The following is a 14,738-nucleotide window of genomic DNA, read 5'->3' as shown; positions in this document are numbered from 1 at the left end:
GCAGCATAAAACATTAGTTTGATAGCGATATGGCGCTACTCATAAAATGTAATGAATAGATCCAAAGTAATGATAATAATTAGAAGTAACAAGTGTATAAGTGCATCAGTTTTTCCGTTTAGTAAAGACTTTACAAAGAAATCCCATTCTGTTTCATAGGGAGGTTCTACCCAATTTCGTTGCAGTCGTAACATCATTCCATTTATGAAATAGACAATGCCTTAATAGAACCCTTCCAACAAATAAGGCAGCTGTTTTTATATTCCAATCCTTTATCTTGATTACATAAAGGATTGGAAATAGTATCAGTATCCAAAAAACAATAATAAAGACTGTATTTCCCATTCTCTCCTCCTAACAAAATGATTGTGTTTTTAATCTTGGTAAATTCTTAGGTTGGAGGTATGTTTCATTGTTACTGGTTAAAACAAGGGCCAGAATTCAGGCTCCTTTTCTATCCCGCAAAATAAAGCTTTACTTTATCTCTCCGTCTCAAAAAACTCAATCCACTCTCCATCAGGACCAGCGAAGAAAATGTAACGTGTTCCATCTGGTAATGTTTCGATTTCTTCTCCTAGTAAGAAGGTTACTGCGTGTTTCTTTAGTCTTTCGATTTCATCCTCTAATGAATCTACCTTAAAGCAAATGTGATGTACTTTTCCTTCTGCTGGCAAGGAAGAATTGTAGCCTTCAATTAATTCGAGTATCGTTTCCTTCGATTCTTCCACACCTAAAAAAGCGAGTTTTAAGTCTGGATTCGGGTGCCCCATACGTTTAAGGAGCTGTAAGCCGACTACTTCTTCATAAAAAGTAATAGATGTTTCTAAGTTTGCAACCATAAGTCCTACGTGTTCAATTCTTCTAACTGGCATGTAGATTCCTTCTTTCTGAAAATTATATACAATATATTATTGAAAATTAAGAAAATAAGCAAGATAAAAACCTTACAAATTTTAGCGTGTTATATGGTATAGTGAGAAAGTATGTTTGGGGAGAAGGAAGGAGATTATACGATGAATATACCTACTCAAACTCCTTCATTATCGGAAACGATGAAAGAGTGGCATTATGCATTAGCATATGAAATTAAACATTGGAAAACGATAGGTGGTAGTAAAATTTCTATCATGAACGGTCGTTTTTTATATACAGATTATGAGAATACAGTGTATGTATTTCAGCTTATTTCGGAAGTAAGCTTACCTGAAGGTTCACCAATTCGAATTGAGTTCGATGGTGAGGAAGCGACAGGAGAAGTATTATCTGTACATGGATTAGAAATAGAATTGAAATTAAATGATTATATACAAGGTGAGATAAGAGAAGCAGTTTTATACAGTGAACCGTGGCAACTTTTAGAGCAACTACAAGAGCGATTAAAAGAAGCACGTAAAGATAAATTGAAACGTAATCGTATAAAGCGTCTCGTTGATGGGACGAGCAGTCCGAAGCATATTGAGAAGATGAAAAATCCGAAAAATGAACTAGCATATCGTTCGTTTTACAATCCGACAACGTACGTATGGGGACCGCCTGGAACAGGGAAGTCGTACAATTTATCACGTATTATTTCGGCTCATTACCAAAAAGGAAAATCGGTACTTGTGTTAGCTCATAGTAATGCGGCAGTGGACGTATTAATGAGCGAAGTAACGAAGCAAATTGAGAAGAAAAAGAAATGGACACCTGGCGAAATTGTTCGTTACGGTTATAGTCAACATGAACATATACGAAATCATGAAACATTACTTACGTCGAAGCTAGTTGAAACGACGAACGGATCTTGGGGAGAAGAAAGACTCTATTTAGAAGAAACACGACAAGATCTTCGTGAAAAGATTTTATCATATAAAGCGACTTCTGCTGATAAGAAGCGTATACAAGAGATTGAAAGTGATCTTCGAAAGCAAAAAGCGAAAATTAAAGAAGTAGAAAAAGAATACATTGAAAATGCGAAAGTAATTGGTGCAACTCTATCAAAATGTGCAATTGATGCGCTAATTTATGAGCGTACATTCGATTTAGTTGTCGTAGATGAAGTGAGTATGGCGTTCGTTCCGCAAATCGCATTAGCTGCTTCACTTGGAAAACGTATCGTTGTTTGCGGAGACTTTTTACAATTACCTCCAATTGCGATGGCGAACCATGAACTTGTTCGCAAATGGCTTGGGGAAGATATGTTTTACCATGCTGGGATTGTTGAGTCTGTTAATAAATCAGAAGCACATCCGAACCTATTTATGTTGCAGGAACAAAGACGTATGCATGCGGATATATCGAAGTTTACGAATTCGTTTATTTATAAAAATAGAGTATACGATCATCCGTCTGTTTCAGAGCGTAAAGAACTTGCGCAATTGCAGCCGTTCGCAAATGAAGCGAGTGTTTTATTTGATACGAGCCAAATGGGAGCTTTTTCGTTAAAAGATGCTGCTTCTGGTTCACGTTTTAACATTATGTCTGGTTTAGTAGCGATGCAAATGATGTTAATCGGATTGTTAGACGGTGTTCAATCAATTGGTGTTGTGACACCTTACAGGGCGCAGTCACGCTTTTTATCGACGTGTATTAGAGAAATGTTGCAGAGAACGAAATATCAAAACATACCAGTTTTAGCGGCGACAGTTCATAAGTTCCAAGGTTCTGAAAGAGATATGATGATCTTTGATACGGTTGACAGTTATCCGCAAGAACGACCTGGCGTATTATTCTTTGATCACAAAAACCATCGCCTCGTCAATGTAGCAGTGACAAGAGCGAGAGGGAAGTTCATTCAATTATCAGATTGCCATTATATGCGTAAAAACCTTTCGAGAAAACAAGCGTTATCACAATTAACAGCTCATATAGAACGTCACGGAGATGTGTATGATCGCACGACATCAAGACAATTGTGGGAACGGAAAATTTCGAAACGTTTACGCTGGTTTATGGAAATGAATCTTGAAGAGCCGAAAGGGCTATTAAAAGATATTTTAGCCGCAAAACGAAAAATTATTATTTCAATTCCAAGTACAAAACAAGTGGATAAGCGAGTATGGCAAGCGCTAATGCGTACAAATGCACAGATAACAGTTTATAGTGATGGACCAGTTCCACTGAAAAATGTAAAGTTACAAAGACAAAATAAAGCATTCCCGTTTATCGTAATTGATGATGAAATCTTCTGGGCAGGCGCACCGCTTACATCTCAAATGATGTTTGAAGGTAGTACAGAATTTCCGTACGTATGTGCAAGACTGCAAGCGCCAGAAACAATTGGTGTATTAAAAGGATTTTTAGATATTCGGTAAATTCGGATAGGAATTCCTTGACTTTTATTTAGAATGAACTTAGAATGAATGTAATTTAATATAATTTTATGAAAATTCTTATCACGAGAGGTGGAGGGACTGGCCCTATGATACCTCGGCAGCGGATTCGTTATGAATACTGTGCCAATTCCAGCAAGGTAACTTGAAAGATAAGAAAGAAGCTCATTTTGACTGTATATACAGAAGCCTCTTTCTATCTTTTAGAAAGAGGCTTTTTTACGTGAAAATAAAAGGAGGAAGAACAATGGGAGCGACAGGAGTAACGTCACAAAGAAAAACAATTGAAGAGAGTATCGAAAGAAATAAGGAAAAGTACATAGAAACAAGTCATGATATTCATGCGAATCCGGAGATTGGAAACCAAGAATTTTACGCATCCAGAACGTTAAGTTTATTGCTAGGTAGTGCAGGATTTCAGTTGCAGCACAATATAGCTGGACATGAAACGGGATTTATCGCGCGAAAAAGCTCTGGAAAACAAGGACCGGCAATCGCATTTTTAGCGGAGTACGACGCTTTACCAGGACTAGGCCATGCGTGTGGTCACAATTTAATCGGCACAATTAGTGTTGCAGCAGCAATTGCATTATCAGAAACGCTTGAAGAAATTGGCGGGGAAGTTGTCGTTTTTGGTACACCAGCAGAAGAAGGCGGGCCAAATGGTAGCGCGAAATCAAGTTATGTAAAGGCAGGTTTATTTAAAGACATTGATGCGGCGCTTATGATTCATCCGAGTGGAAAAACAGCGACAACAAGTCCTTCACTAGCAGTCGATCCACTTGATTTTCATTTTTACGGAAAAACAGCTCACGCTGCAGCTTCACCAGAAGAAGGAATTAACGCATTAGATGCGGTGATTCAGCTGTACAACAGTATTAACGCACTTCGTCAACAACTTCCGTCAGACGTGAAAATTCATGGCGTTATTACAGAAGGCGGAAAAGCACCTAACATTATTCCTGACTACGCCGCGGCAAGGTTCTTCATCCGTGCAGCAACGCGAAAAAGATGTGCAGAAGTAACAGAAAAAGTAAGAAACATTGCTGAGGGAGCAGCGTTAGCAACAGGTGCAAAAGTAAAAATTCATCCATTCCAAAATGAAATCGATGAATTACTCGTAACAAAAACATATAACGATATAGTAGCGGAAGAATTAGAACTATTAGGTGAAGAGGTAAATCGTAAAGAAAGAGTAGGGATCGGTTCAACCGACGCAGGAAACGTAAGTCAAGTCGTACCGACAATTCATCCGTACATTAAAATCGGACCAGATGACTTAATTGCACATACGAATGAATTTAGAGAAGCAGCACGTTCAGAACTTGGAGATAAAGCATTAATTACATCGGCAAAAGCATTAGCAAATACGGCGTATCGATTAATTACGGAAGAAGGGTTGTTAGAGAAGGTGAAGGAGGAGTTTAGAGAGGCGCAGAGGAATCAAGGGTAAGGGGATTAAGGTACTTTTTTCGAATAGAGATCTAATTCATATGTAGAGATATAAAAAGAACATTGAAATATCAATGTTCTTTTTCAGAGTGTTGGGAAACCCTTTAGGGTTCCCCGCACTCTGGAATCATTTTGATTTTAGCGAATAAAAACAACATAAAATAATAGAGTTTCAAAAAAATAGCCCTCCACCAGACCTTTTTTGGTCAGATGGAGGGCTATTTTTTTCATGTTTTGACAAGTTGCGGTAAGATAAGCCTGCATTTGGACAGACTTCAGCCCCCGAAATCGAGCATATCGATAGCCATGTAGTTCTTTGGCGTCCGCAAAGCTTCGCTCTATAGTTGAACAGCGTACTTTGTACAACTTTTTCCCTGTAACTGTTAGTTTGTTTTTTCTAGCGATATCCTTATATTTCTCCCATATATGATGAGTGATAACTTTTTGTTTTTGTTTCTTTGAAAAACATACCTCACGTAGCGGACAAACAGCGCAGTCTTCTGGGTTGGATTTATAGTGACGATATCCTTCACGATCCGTTGTCGCATACTCTAAAATACACCCCATCGGACAAGCAAATGCATTCATTTCTTCTACATATTTAAATTGGCTTTTTGGTACTTCTTTATTTCGTTTTCCAAATCGGCGATACCCCATCACCATAAATATATTTCTCTCCGATAATTTCTTACAGATATACCCTGTAAAATAGCCTGCATCAAGAGCTACAGCTTCCACTTTAAATCCGAATTTATCAATTTGAGCTTGTAGACGTGCTAAATATGGCTCGGAATCTGCCATATTTCCAGCCGTTACATAAGTATCTGTAATAATATTGTACTTCGCATCAGTCGTACGATGGTCTAAGAAATGAAAACCGTTCGGTTTTCCATCTCTCATTAAAAATCCACTATCTGGATCCGTAGTACTTATACGAGTTTTTTTAGTGGGAGTATCACTTTCCTTTCTAGGTTTTAATTCTTTTTTTCGTGTACCTCACGATCTTCAATTACCGCAGCTTCTAGTTCATCTATATAAAACTTTGCCTTTTCTTTTTTATATTTATGTACAAACTTATTTTTATTAGCATTGGCCTTAATGTGCGTAGAATCTGTCATCAGCGCACGTCCTCCCACCATCCGGTGCTCTGTCGCTTGCCTCACGATCTCATCAAAAATTTCTTCGAAAATATTTGTATGAATAAAGCGAGTACGACGATTCCAACTGATTGTAGAATGATCTGGAATAGTATCTGATAGAGAAAACCCTAAAAACCAACGGTAGGCGATATTCGTTTTAATCTCTTTTTCCAATTGACGCTCCGAACGAATACCGTAAAAATATCCAATAAACATCATTTTAAATAAAACGATAGGATGGATTGACGGACGTCCATTGTTTTCACAGTAATAAGGGCGTAACTTCTCTTCAATAAAATCAAAACTAATTGTCGCTTCGATCGCACGAAGGAAATGATCTTGTGGAACCAACTCTTCTACAGAAACAGATACACGTTCATCACGATGATTTTTTAAAGCACCCATCATAAAAAATCTCTCCTTTACCTCTTTTTATCAGTGTTGACACATAAAAAGAGGTTCAGACACAAAAACAGGCTGTGGAGAAGACTTTCTCCACAGCCTGAAAAAGAACATTGAAATATCAATGTTCTTTTTTGTTTACTAATCATTGATTTTATTGGCTTTTCCCATAAAGGAAAAGCTTTTACTGTTAGTGGAGGATAATACGTATCCTTTATTAGAACGACAATTTCTCCTCAAACTCACTCTTTAAAACAATTAAAGGAGATGACAAGCCAAATTGCATTAAAGAGTCTAAAAATGTAGCGAGAGAATCCATCGAATCGCTCATGACTTTCATCATATAATTAAACTCTCCACTAATTCGATATAAATCTGTTACTTCAGGAGCGGCATTACAAAATTGAATAAAATCAGAGCATTGGCTCGTTTTAAACATGATGAATGCTTGAATGTTTTTATTAATTTTGGAAGGCTCAAATTTCGTTCGGTAAGCCGCTATAACTCCTTGATCTTCAAGTTTGTTAATTCGTTCTTTTACAGCAGGCTGCGTCATGGATATAATACGTCCTATTTCTGAAACAGAAATTCTCGCATTTTCATACAACAAGTTCATAATTTTATGATCGATTTCATCCAGTTTTACTGCGTTTTGCATTGTGTAGTCTCCTTGTTTTGTTTTCTAAAGTAAATCATAAATTATAAATATAATATCATAAGTGAACGAACTAAATTACCTATAAATCTGTATTTAAAATGATTGGTTTTTGCATGAAAATATAAGTATAGGATTTATCAAAAAGGAATTTAGGAAGGATGGAAAAAATGAAGAACCTTGATGGGAAAGTAGCATTAGTAACAGGAGCGAGTCGCGGAATTGGCCGTGCGATTGCGATGAGATTGGCAAACGATGGTGCATTAGTTGCGATTCACTACGGCCGAAATACGGCAGCTGCAGATGAAACGATTAGTGAGATTGAATCTAATGGAGGAAAGGCATTCTTAATTGAAGCTAATCTCAATTCAATTGATGGTGTCAAAAAGCTTGTAGAACAATTGAAGACTGAATTACAAATAAAAGTTGGTACACCAGAGATTGATATTTTAGTAAACAATGCAGGGATAGGTACACAAGGGACGATTGAAAATACGACAGAAGAAGTTTTTGATGAAATTATGGCCGTAAATATTAAGGCGCCATTCTTTTTAATTCAGCAAACATTACCGTTACTACGAGTAGAAGGGAGCGTTATTAACATTTCATCAGCGGAAGTAAGACTTGGTTTTACAGGGTCCATTGCATACGGTTTAAGTAAAGGTGCACTAAATACGATGACACTTCCTCTAGCTAAACATCTTGGAGAACGGGGTATAACAGTGAATACAATTATGCCTGGATATACGAAGACAGATATCAATGCGAAATTGCTAGATGATCCAGAAATACGAAATTTTGCTACGAATTCATCTGTGTTCGGACGAATAGGGCAAGTTGAAGATATTGCAGATACAGTAGCATTCCTTGCTTCTTCTGATAGCCGCTGGGTAACAGGGCAGATTATAGATGTCTCTGGAGGGTTTTGTTTATAGGGGCACTACTCCATATCCATCAAGCTAATATTTTCATATCCCCCTAAATTTAAATTTTCTTTCTCTACAGATAGCTATTTTGAGAAGCCGCTCATTTTTTCGTTTTGGGGGCATTTCTTTTTCTTAAGTTGATGGGCATGGGGTACCGCCAACAAGACGCGAATTTTGCACGCTAAGCAAAAAAAACAATAAGCTGTCCACATGGACAGCTTATTTACATAATTCTTGAAAGCGGAAGTTAAAAGTATTAATTTGAAACAAAGATGTACCGTTTTAAATTCTATTTATTTCCAAGTTAATGTGATATATTTATATCATAAAGAGCGAAATATATCACACAGGAGGTTTATATGAAAAATAAATTAGCTTATTTAGGATTTCTCGGTTTTTTGGGTTTTTTAGGTCCGTTCTCATTTTTAGGTAATATTTCATGGGCATCTTATTTTTTCGGTTTCTTTTTCTTCTTCGCATATGCAAAAGTCGTACCAGATGAGCTTTTTATGCTACATGTTCGCCTTGCAGCTACAAGAGCCTTTTTCATAGCACTAGTATTAGGTAGTATACTACTCTTAAGTGTTTTTATTCTTGAAAATCTACATGTAATTCGGTTCTTTGTTATATTTTCGTTTTTCATACCTTTAGGTACATTCATAATTAATTTAGAAATATTTGAGCGTAGAGAAAAGAAAGGGATGCAAGATGCCACTTAAAACTCGAATGAAAGAATATAGGGTAAAGCTAAGTATGTCTCAAGAAGATTTAGCCAATGAAGTTGGTGTCAGAAGAGAAACAATTGGCAATCTCGAAAATGGAAAATATAATCCTTCATTCAAACTTACTTATGATATTGCGAAGGTTTTGAAAGCACCTATTGAAGTGTTATTTTGGTTTGAAGACTAGTTTAATTCTAGTACAAGTGAATATAAGAGGGGAAATGATGAATATTCTATTCATGCTCGGTTAACATAACGTCTCATTATCGGTAGCAAGTTTTTCATAGAATCCTTGTTTTTACTAAATTTTTTGTCTCTATGTCTATCTATCACTTATACAAGATTTTATACATCATTGATATAGCGGAGATTCTAGGGATCTTCGCTATTCTTTTTCGCATAAAATCTTGTATAAAAAAGTAGTTAGACTAGTGTGTTTTACTCCAATTCATTTCAAAATATAATTGGAAATTCATCTTTAAATTAAAAAAAGAAGGGGTTACCTATATATATTAATAACTTCGAAATATTGTATAACAGATAATTTTTATTGTGCTAACGAATCAGGATAGTGTGGCGACTGACCAACTAAATAGTTGCTTATCCTCAATTATTAGAAGGAAAGTTCTATCATTTCGCGAATTGATTAGACATAGACGAGTGCTATAATTTTCTATATATACATAAAGAGGTGACTACGCATGAATCAAAGACCGTCAGAAGAAGAATACGCCGGGAACTCCGGTGAATATATCCGTTTGGTGCCGGACGGTAACATCATCGACATTCTGCTCGCCCAGGAAAAGCAAATGACCGAGCTCCTGGCATCGTTGACCGAAAGCCAGGCCGCATATCGGTATGCGGAAGGAAAATGGACGCTGAAAGAAGTCGTGGGCCACATTGCAGACGCGGAACGCGTCATGACCTACCGCCTGCTCCGGTTCGCAAGAGGGGACCAGACGCCTCTGACCGGTTTCGATCAGGAATTGTTCATACCTCCTTTCGGAAGCTGGACAACCGCGCAATTGGCCGAAGACTACCGGGCCGTACGGCAATCCACGGTTACATTGCTGCGCGGGCTACCGGCAGAGGCGTGGACCCGCAAGGGCACAGCCAACAACCTAAGCATTACGGCGCGCGCCCTCGCGTATGGCATCGCAGGACACGAACTTCATCACATGGGGGTCATCCGAAATCGGTACTTGAGTTAATTGTCGGCTGAGGCCTTTGGAATGGAAAAAACACCTCTCATACAGCCTTAGATACCGTTCTTATTGGGGGCCCGCCCCACAACCATCAACTTAAGTATTTAGACTATTTTTGAAATTAAAAGCACGTTACTATTCTCTTATGTTAATGAGAAAGGGTGACGTGCTTTTTATGAATATGCACTAAAAACAAGAGTTATATCGATTTTTCTCATTTTGGGGTATTTGTTTTTCTTAGCTTGATGATGATGGGGCACTACTCTATAATGATCAAATTAAAATTTAAAATAGTTATAGAGACTCCATTTCTCGGAAATATTGTAACTATTAAGTTGTAAAAAGAACCGTAGTTTTTCTAAATCAAAAAAACTTGATTAATAAGTTGCATAATGAACTCACTAGCGTATATACTATAAATATCAAAAAAAGTTGATGAAGGGAAGTGAACTACAGTGGCACAAGATTTTCAGCTCTATGAGAAAAAGTTTAAAGCGTTGGCGGATCAAAAGCGATTAGAGATTATGTATGAACTTTGTCAGCGAGGCCAGACATGTGTATGTGATTTAACTGAAGTTTTTGAAATGACGCAATCTAAGTTGTCATATCATTTAAAGATTTTATTAGATGCAGGTTTAATTGTAAAAGAAACAAAAGGTACGTGGAGTTATTATGATTTAAATGATGCGGAAGTGAATAATTTATTATCAGAAGAATTGTGCTGTATCTTTAGAAAAACAGGCAAAGGTAGCTGCTGTTAAAATTTTGCGTTATTAATCAAAAAAAATTGATTAATGATATATAAAGAGGAGGAATAAGGTATGAGATATGTTCACGTTGGTATAAACGTTACGAGTTTAGAGAAGTCTATTGAATTTTATGAAAAGGTATTTGGTGTATCACCAGTTAAAGTGAAATTAGATTATGCAAAATTTTTATTAGAGATGCCAGGGCTTAATTTTACGCTGAACGTACGAGATGAAGTGAATGGAAATCAGGTAAATCATTTTGGTTTTCAAGTGGATACAGCTGAAGAAATCATATTACATAAAGAAAGATTAGAAAAAGAAGGTTTCTTTGCGCGTGATGAGATGGATATAACTTGTTGCTATGCAGTACAAGATAAGTTTTGGGTAACGGATCCCGATGGTAATGAGTGGGAGTTCTTTTATACCAAAGCAGATAGTGATGTTCACAAAATAGAAGAGTCATTTTGTTGCACGACTTCAAATGAGGTAGCTAAAAATTCTTGTTGTTAATAGGAGATGGAAAATAAAATGAAACGTTTATCTTTTCTAGACCGATATTTAACACTATGGATCTTTCTAGCGATGGCTGTTGGGATTGGTTTAGGGTTTGTGTTCCCTAGTGTAGTAGACGGATTGAATACATTACAGGTTGGAACGACGTCTATTCCGCTTGCTGTTGGTTTAATTGTAATGATGTATCCACCATTAGCGAAAGTTCGCTATGAGGAAATGGGCCGAGTATTTAAAGATGTAAAAGTGTTAGTTCTATCTTTAGTACAAAACTGGATTATTGGTCCGGTACTTATGTTTGTGTTAGCAATTATTTTTCTTCCTGATAAACCAGAATACATGGTTGGACTCATTATGATTGGATTAGCACGTTGCATTGCGATGGTCATTGTTTGGAACGATCTTGCCGATGGAGATAAAGAGTATGCGGCAGGTTTAGTTGCTTTTAATTCGGTATTCCAAATGCTTTTTTTCTCAGTTTATGCATACGTATTTGTAACTGTAATTCCAGAATGGTTAGGGATTGAAGGTGCTATTGTCGATATTATAATGATAGAAGTAGCAAAATCAGTATTTATCTATTTGGGAATTCCTTTTATAGCAGGTATGTTGACACGTTTTGTACTCGTTAAGTTAAAAGGAAGACAATGGTATGAAAAGGTGTTTATACCGAAAATTAGTCCACTTACATTACTTGCATTACTATTTACAATCATCATTATGTTCTCTTTAAAAGGGGAAATGATTGTAAGTGTACCATTAGATGTAGTAAGAATAGCGATTCCGTTATTAATCTATTTTATCGTAATGTTTTTTGTATCTTTCTTTATGGGAAGAAAAATTGGTGCAAACTATCCAGTGACTACAACGTTAGCATTTACAGCAGGTAGTAATAACTTTGAGTTAGCAATTGCTGTAGCAGTTGGGGTGTTTGGTATTCATTCAGGCGCAGCATTTGCAGCAGTTATCGGACCGTTAGTGGAAGTACCTGTAATGATTGCACTTGTAAACGTCGCTTTTTGGTTTAAGCGTAAATATTTTAATAATCAACCAGTCTGAATTTAAAAATAAAGGTGGAAAATACCATGGAAAACAAAAAGACAATCTATTTCTTATGTACGGGAAATTCATGCCGAAGCCAAATGGCAGAAGCGTGGGGCAAACAATTTTTAGGAGATAAGTGGAATGTGTATTCTGCAGGAATCGAAGCACATGGAGTAAATCCAAATGCAATTAAAGCAATGAACGAAGTAAATATCGACATAACAAATCAAACATCAGATATAATTGATGCAAACATTTTAAATAGTGCTGATTTAGTCGTTACGCTTTGTAGTCATGCGGATGCTGTATGCCCATCTACTCCGCAGCATGTGAATCGTGTTCACTGGGGATTTGATGATCCAGCAGGAAAAGAATGGTCTGAATTTCAACGTGTTCGCGATGAAATTGGAGAACGTATAAAGCGATTTTCTGAAACAGGGGAGTAAATAAAGGAAAGAGTCAATCTTCTATTGTGTTGGAGATTGGCTCTTTTTTATTATGTATTTCATTTACTTATCGCATCGCTTTAAAACCACTCTTAAAAATAATACAGAATATTATGTGGAAATGGTAAAGTTAGAATAGAACAGTTAAAAAAAGGGTGTGTAACGTATGATCTGTGAACTAAGCAAGAATGATTTTTATAGGTGTAATAGTTTAGTGAATGAACAAGGTCAATTAGAGGTACGTGCTGTAATTGCAGGAGTGAACCCTGGTCGTATATTTGTAGATAATAGTACTGCTCCTAATTCGGGACTTATTTGGTTAGGTAATAATGATGGATTCTTCTTTATTGGAAATCCTGCAAATGAAGCGTTTAATAAAGAAATGAATCATTTTATTAATAATGTAATAGTACCTGAGGCGAGGAAGGTAGGACTAGATTGCTTTGAAGGAATCGGTAATCATTCAAAATGGAACAAGACAATTGAAAGAATATTTCAGCACCGTAATTTAAAGAGTTGGAATCAAAGAGTGTATACGCTAAGAAAAGAGGATTATGACAATCATCATGAGCCTAAATTTGAACAGGGATATACTGTGCTGAAAATGAGTAAAGCTCTCTATGAAAATAATAACAATACATTTAAGAACATTGATTTTTTACAATCAAAAATTTTAGAGTTTTGGTCTTCACCGGATTGTTTTTTCAATGAGGGAATCGGTTATTGCATTGTTTATGATGATCTAATTGTAAGTGTATGTTTTTCAGGTTTTGTATTTGAAAATATACATTGTATAGATATTGAAACGATAAAAGGTCACCAAGGGAGAAAATTAGCTCAAAAGATAGCACATAGTTTTGTGAAAGATTGTTTGGAGAATGATATTATTCCATATTGGGACTGTATGGAATTGAACAAGCCTTCTGTTGCAGTTGTAGAAAATGTAGGGTTTACAAATGTATTTAACTATGTGGGATATTATTTTTTATTTGAATAATCTAGGTATACTTTACAATTTACACTTTGAGATTGCCCAATTATTATATATATCTACAATTTAAAAAAGAAAGCATATGAGGTGTCCGAAAATGAAAATACAAATAGTATTGTTTGATGGTTTCGGAGAACTTGTCTCATTCGCACCGTTTGAGGTACTGAAAAGAGCGATAGAAGAAGGGGCTCCATTTACAATTGAATTCGTTTCGAGTGAACAAAAACAAGAAGTTACGACTTCATTTGGAGTTACGGTTAAACTACATGATTTTTTACGAATGGATAATCGGCCAGATTTGTTAATTGTACCTGGTGGTGGTTGGAATCATAAAGCTGAACATGGGGCACGAAAACAGGCAGAACTTGGATACTTGACCAAAATGATTAGCGAGATGCACAATGCAGGAACGATTGTTGCTGGAGTTTGTACAGGAGGTATGCTACTCGCTGCATGCGGTATATTGAATGATAAAAAGGCAACAATGCATCATTTGGCGCAGAGTGAAATGAGTAAGTATGGAGCAAAACTTCTTCCTTACAGAATTGTGGATCAAGGGGATGTTATCACTGCAAGAGGAGTCACTTCAGGAATTGATTTGGGACTTTGGATCACGGAAAGATTCGCAAGCTCCCAAATTGCAGCTGCTGTTGAATATAGGATGGAATACGAGCGGCGAGGGGTTGTTTGGAAGTGATTTGACCTTAATCATAGTTTTTGCTGTAGGGCGTATTAAATGTTTTCAAAGAAATATAGTCAACTCATACGAGTAGGCTATTTTATTTATCTTGCTTTTTGCGGGGAAAAAGACTGTCCCTTAAAATTAGGTGAATGAGAGGAAGGTAAGCAGGAATTGGGATGCATGTTAGTCTATTAATCAGTGAGGAATGGCTCCTCACTGATTAAAGTTTCATTTAATAACTTTTTACGTTATTAAAAGTAGATTTGTTAGAAAGGATAATCATTTATTGATATAATGAATGGATGGATGCGTGGCAGGAAATAGATAGAAAGATACTGCTAGTAATTTATACTTAAAATGTAGGGAGATTGAACAGAGTTATGGGGACAAGCTGTTATCGGTGTAGCTTTGATTCAGTTCAGGTGGTGTTGCTAGTCTTGTATTCCCAGTTACAAAGGTTTTCGCATTTATCGTGAAGCGCTTAAAAGCGTTTTCGTCCTTTCA

The 14,738-nt window shown here is 36.5% G+C and carries 15 protein-coding genes, 1 pseudogene and 1 riboswitch; of the genes and pseudogenes, 12 read left to right on the top strand and 4 right to left on the bottom strand.

The window, feature by feature from the left end; genetic code table 11:
• Positions 1-35: 35 nt before the first annotated feature.
• Together JFU02_RS32020 and JFU02_RS04835 are read right to left on the bottom strand one after the other, a co-directional pair.
• Positions 36-345, bottom strand: a pseudogene (locus JFU02_RS32020) (hypothetical protein).
• Between the two features lie 134 nt (positions 346-479).
• Positions 480-872 carry a VOC family protein gene (locus JFU02_RS04835; protein ID WP_061665908.1) on the bottom strand — a complete coding sequence of 131 codons (393 nt, stop codon included), beginning with the start codon at positions 870-872 and terminating at the stop codon, positions 480-482.
• 111 nt (positions 873-983) lie between these two features.
• Here JFU02_RS04835 and JFU02_RS04830 point away from each other — a divergent pair, with 111 nt between their 5' ends.
• Both JFU02_RS04830 and JFU02_RS04825 read left to right on the top strand, forming a co-directional pair.
• A complete protein-coding gene (locus JFU02_RS04830) occupies positions 984-3,293 on the top strand; it encodes an AAA domain-containing protein (protein ID WP_003307377.1) in 2,310 nt (769 codons plus the stop codon).
• Between the two features lie 75 nt (positions 3,294-3,368).
• A riboswitch (SAM riboswitch) is annotated at positions 3,369-3,470 on the top strand.
• Positions 3,471-3,558: 88 nt separating this feature from the next.
• Positions 3,559-4,764 carry a M20 family metallopeptidase gene (locus tag JFU02_RS04825; RefSeq protein WP_000501369.1) on the top strand — a complete coding sequence of 402 codons (1,206 nt, stop codon included), beginning with the start codon at positions 3,559-3,561 and terminating at the stop codon, positions 4,762-4,764.
• A gap of 137 nt (positions 4,765-4,901) precedes the next feature.
• On the opposite strand, the gene JFU02_RS04820 is transcribed toward JFU02_RS04825, so the two are convergent.
• Both JFU02_RS04820 and JFU02_RS04815 read right to left on the bottom strand, forming a co-directional pair.
• Positions 4,902-6,310 (bottom strand): IS1182-like element ISBth7 family transposase gene (locus tag JFU02_RS04820; protein ID WP_097821175.1). Its coding sequence is split into 2 segments (ribosomal slippage): positions 4,902-5,752 and positions 5,752-6,310, totalling 1,410 coding nucleotides; the frame shifts between segments, so codons are not numbered across the junction.
• Between the two features lie 211 nt (positions 6,311-6,521).
• Complete coding sequence (locus tag JFU02_RS04815) at positions 6,522-6,962, bottom strand: Lrp/AsnC family transcriptional regulator (protein ID WP_001178566.1); 441 nt, start codon at positions 6,960-6,962, stop codon at positions 6,522-6,524.
• 167 nt (positions 6,963-7,129) lie between these two features.
• On the opposite strand from JFU02_RS04815, the gene JFU02_RS04810 reads away from it, so the two are divergent.
• The 10 genes from JFU02_RS04810 to JFU02_RS04765 all read left to right on the top strand — a co-directional run bounded on the left by JFU02_RS04810 (position 7,130) and on the right by JFU02_RS04765 (position 14,249).
• Positions 7,130-7,894, top strand: coding sequence for an SDR family oxidoreductase (locus JFU02_RS04810; protein ID WP_042973363.1), 765 nt, complete (start codon positions 7,130-7,132; stop codon positions 7,892-7,894).
• A gap of 350 nt (positions 7,895-8,244) precedes the next feature.
• Positions 8,245-8,604, top strand: coding sequence for a DUF3796 domain-containing protein (locus tag JFU02_RS04805; protein WP_000791546.1), 360 nt, complete (start codon positions 8,245-8,247; stop codon positions 8,602-8,604).
• Positions 8,594-8,794 carry a helix-turn-helix transcriptional regulator gene (locus JFU02_RS04800; protein ID WP_001128817.1) on the top strand — a complete coding sequence of 67 codons (201 nt, stop codon included), beginning with the start codon at positions 8,594-8,596 and terminating at the stop codon, positions 8,792-8,794. The genes JFU02_RS04805 and JFU02_RS04800 overlap by 11 nt, the downstream gene beginning before the upstream one ends.
• 514 nt (positions 8,795-9,308) lie before the next feature.
• The gene (locus JFU02_RS04795) at positions 9,309-9,818 is read left to right on the top strand and encodes a DinB family protein (RefSeq protein WP_001076296.1); all 510 of its coding nucleotides are present in this window, start codon (positions 9,309-9,311) and stop codon (positions 9,816-9,818) included.
• A gap of 449 nt (positions 9,819-10,267) precedes the next feature.
• Complete coding sequence (gene arsR / locus JFU02_RS04790; protein ID WP_000046018.1) at positions 10,268-10,573, top strand: arsenical resistance operon transcriptional regulator ArsR; 306 nt, start codon at positions 10,268-10,270, stop codon at positions 10,571-10,573.
• Between the two features lie 60 nt (positions 10,574-10,633).
• A complete protein-coding gene (locus tag JFU02_RS04785) occupies positions 10,634-11,071 on the top strand; it encodes an ArsI/CadI family heavy metal resistance metalloenzyme (protein ID WP_001271034.1) in 438 nt (145 codons plus the stop codon).
• An 18-nt stretch (positions 11,072-11,089) separates the two neighbouring features.
• The gene (gene arsB, locus JFU02_RS04780; RefSeq protein ID WP_098324037.1) at positions 11,090-12,130 is read left to right on the top strand and encodes an ACR3 family arsenite efflux transporter; all 1,041 of its coding nucleotides are present in this window, start codon (positions 11,090-11,092) and stop codon (positions 12,128-12,130) included.
• A 26-nt stretch (positions 12,131-12,156) separates the two neighbouring features.
• Positions 12,157-12,561 (top strand): arsenate reductase (thioredoxin), encoded by a 405-nt coding sequence (gene arsC / locus JFU02_RS04775; protein WP_098324038.1) that lies wholly within the window; start codon positions 12,157-12,159, stop codon positions 12,559-12,561.
• Positions 12,562-12,727: 166 nt separating this feature from the next.
• Positions 12,728-13,558, top strand: a complete 831-nt coding sequence (locus JFU02_RS04770) for a GNAT family N-acetyltransferase (RefSeq protein WP_097959997.1) — start codon at positions 12,728-12,730, stop codon at positions 13,556-13,558.
• Between the two features lie 91 nt (positions 13,559-13,649).
• Positions 13,650-14,249 carry a DJ-1/PfpI family protein gene (locus JFU02_RS04765; RefSeq protein ID WP_098567154.1) on the top strand — a complete coding sequence of 200 codons (600 nt, stop codon included), beginning with the start codon at positions 13,650-13,652 and terminating at the stop codon, positions 14,247-14,249.
• Positions 14,250-14,738: the final 489 nt, after the last annotated feature.

This window comes from Bacillus sp. TH13, from assembly GCF_016651175.1.
In the GTDB taxonomy this organism is placed as follows: Bacteria; Bacillota; Bacilli; order Bacillales; family Bacillaceae_G; genus Bacillus_A; species Bacillus_A thuringiensis_S.
The sequence above is the reverse complement of the archived record's forward strand: the minus strand, read 5'-3'. Positions and strand labels throughout refer to the sequence as shown.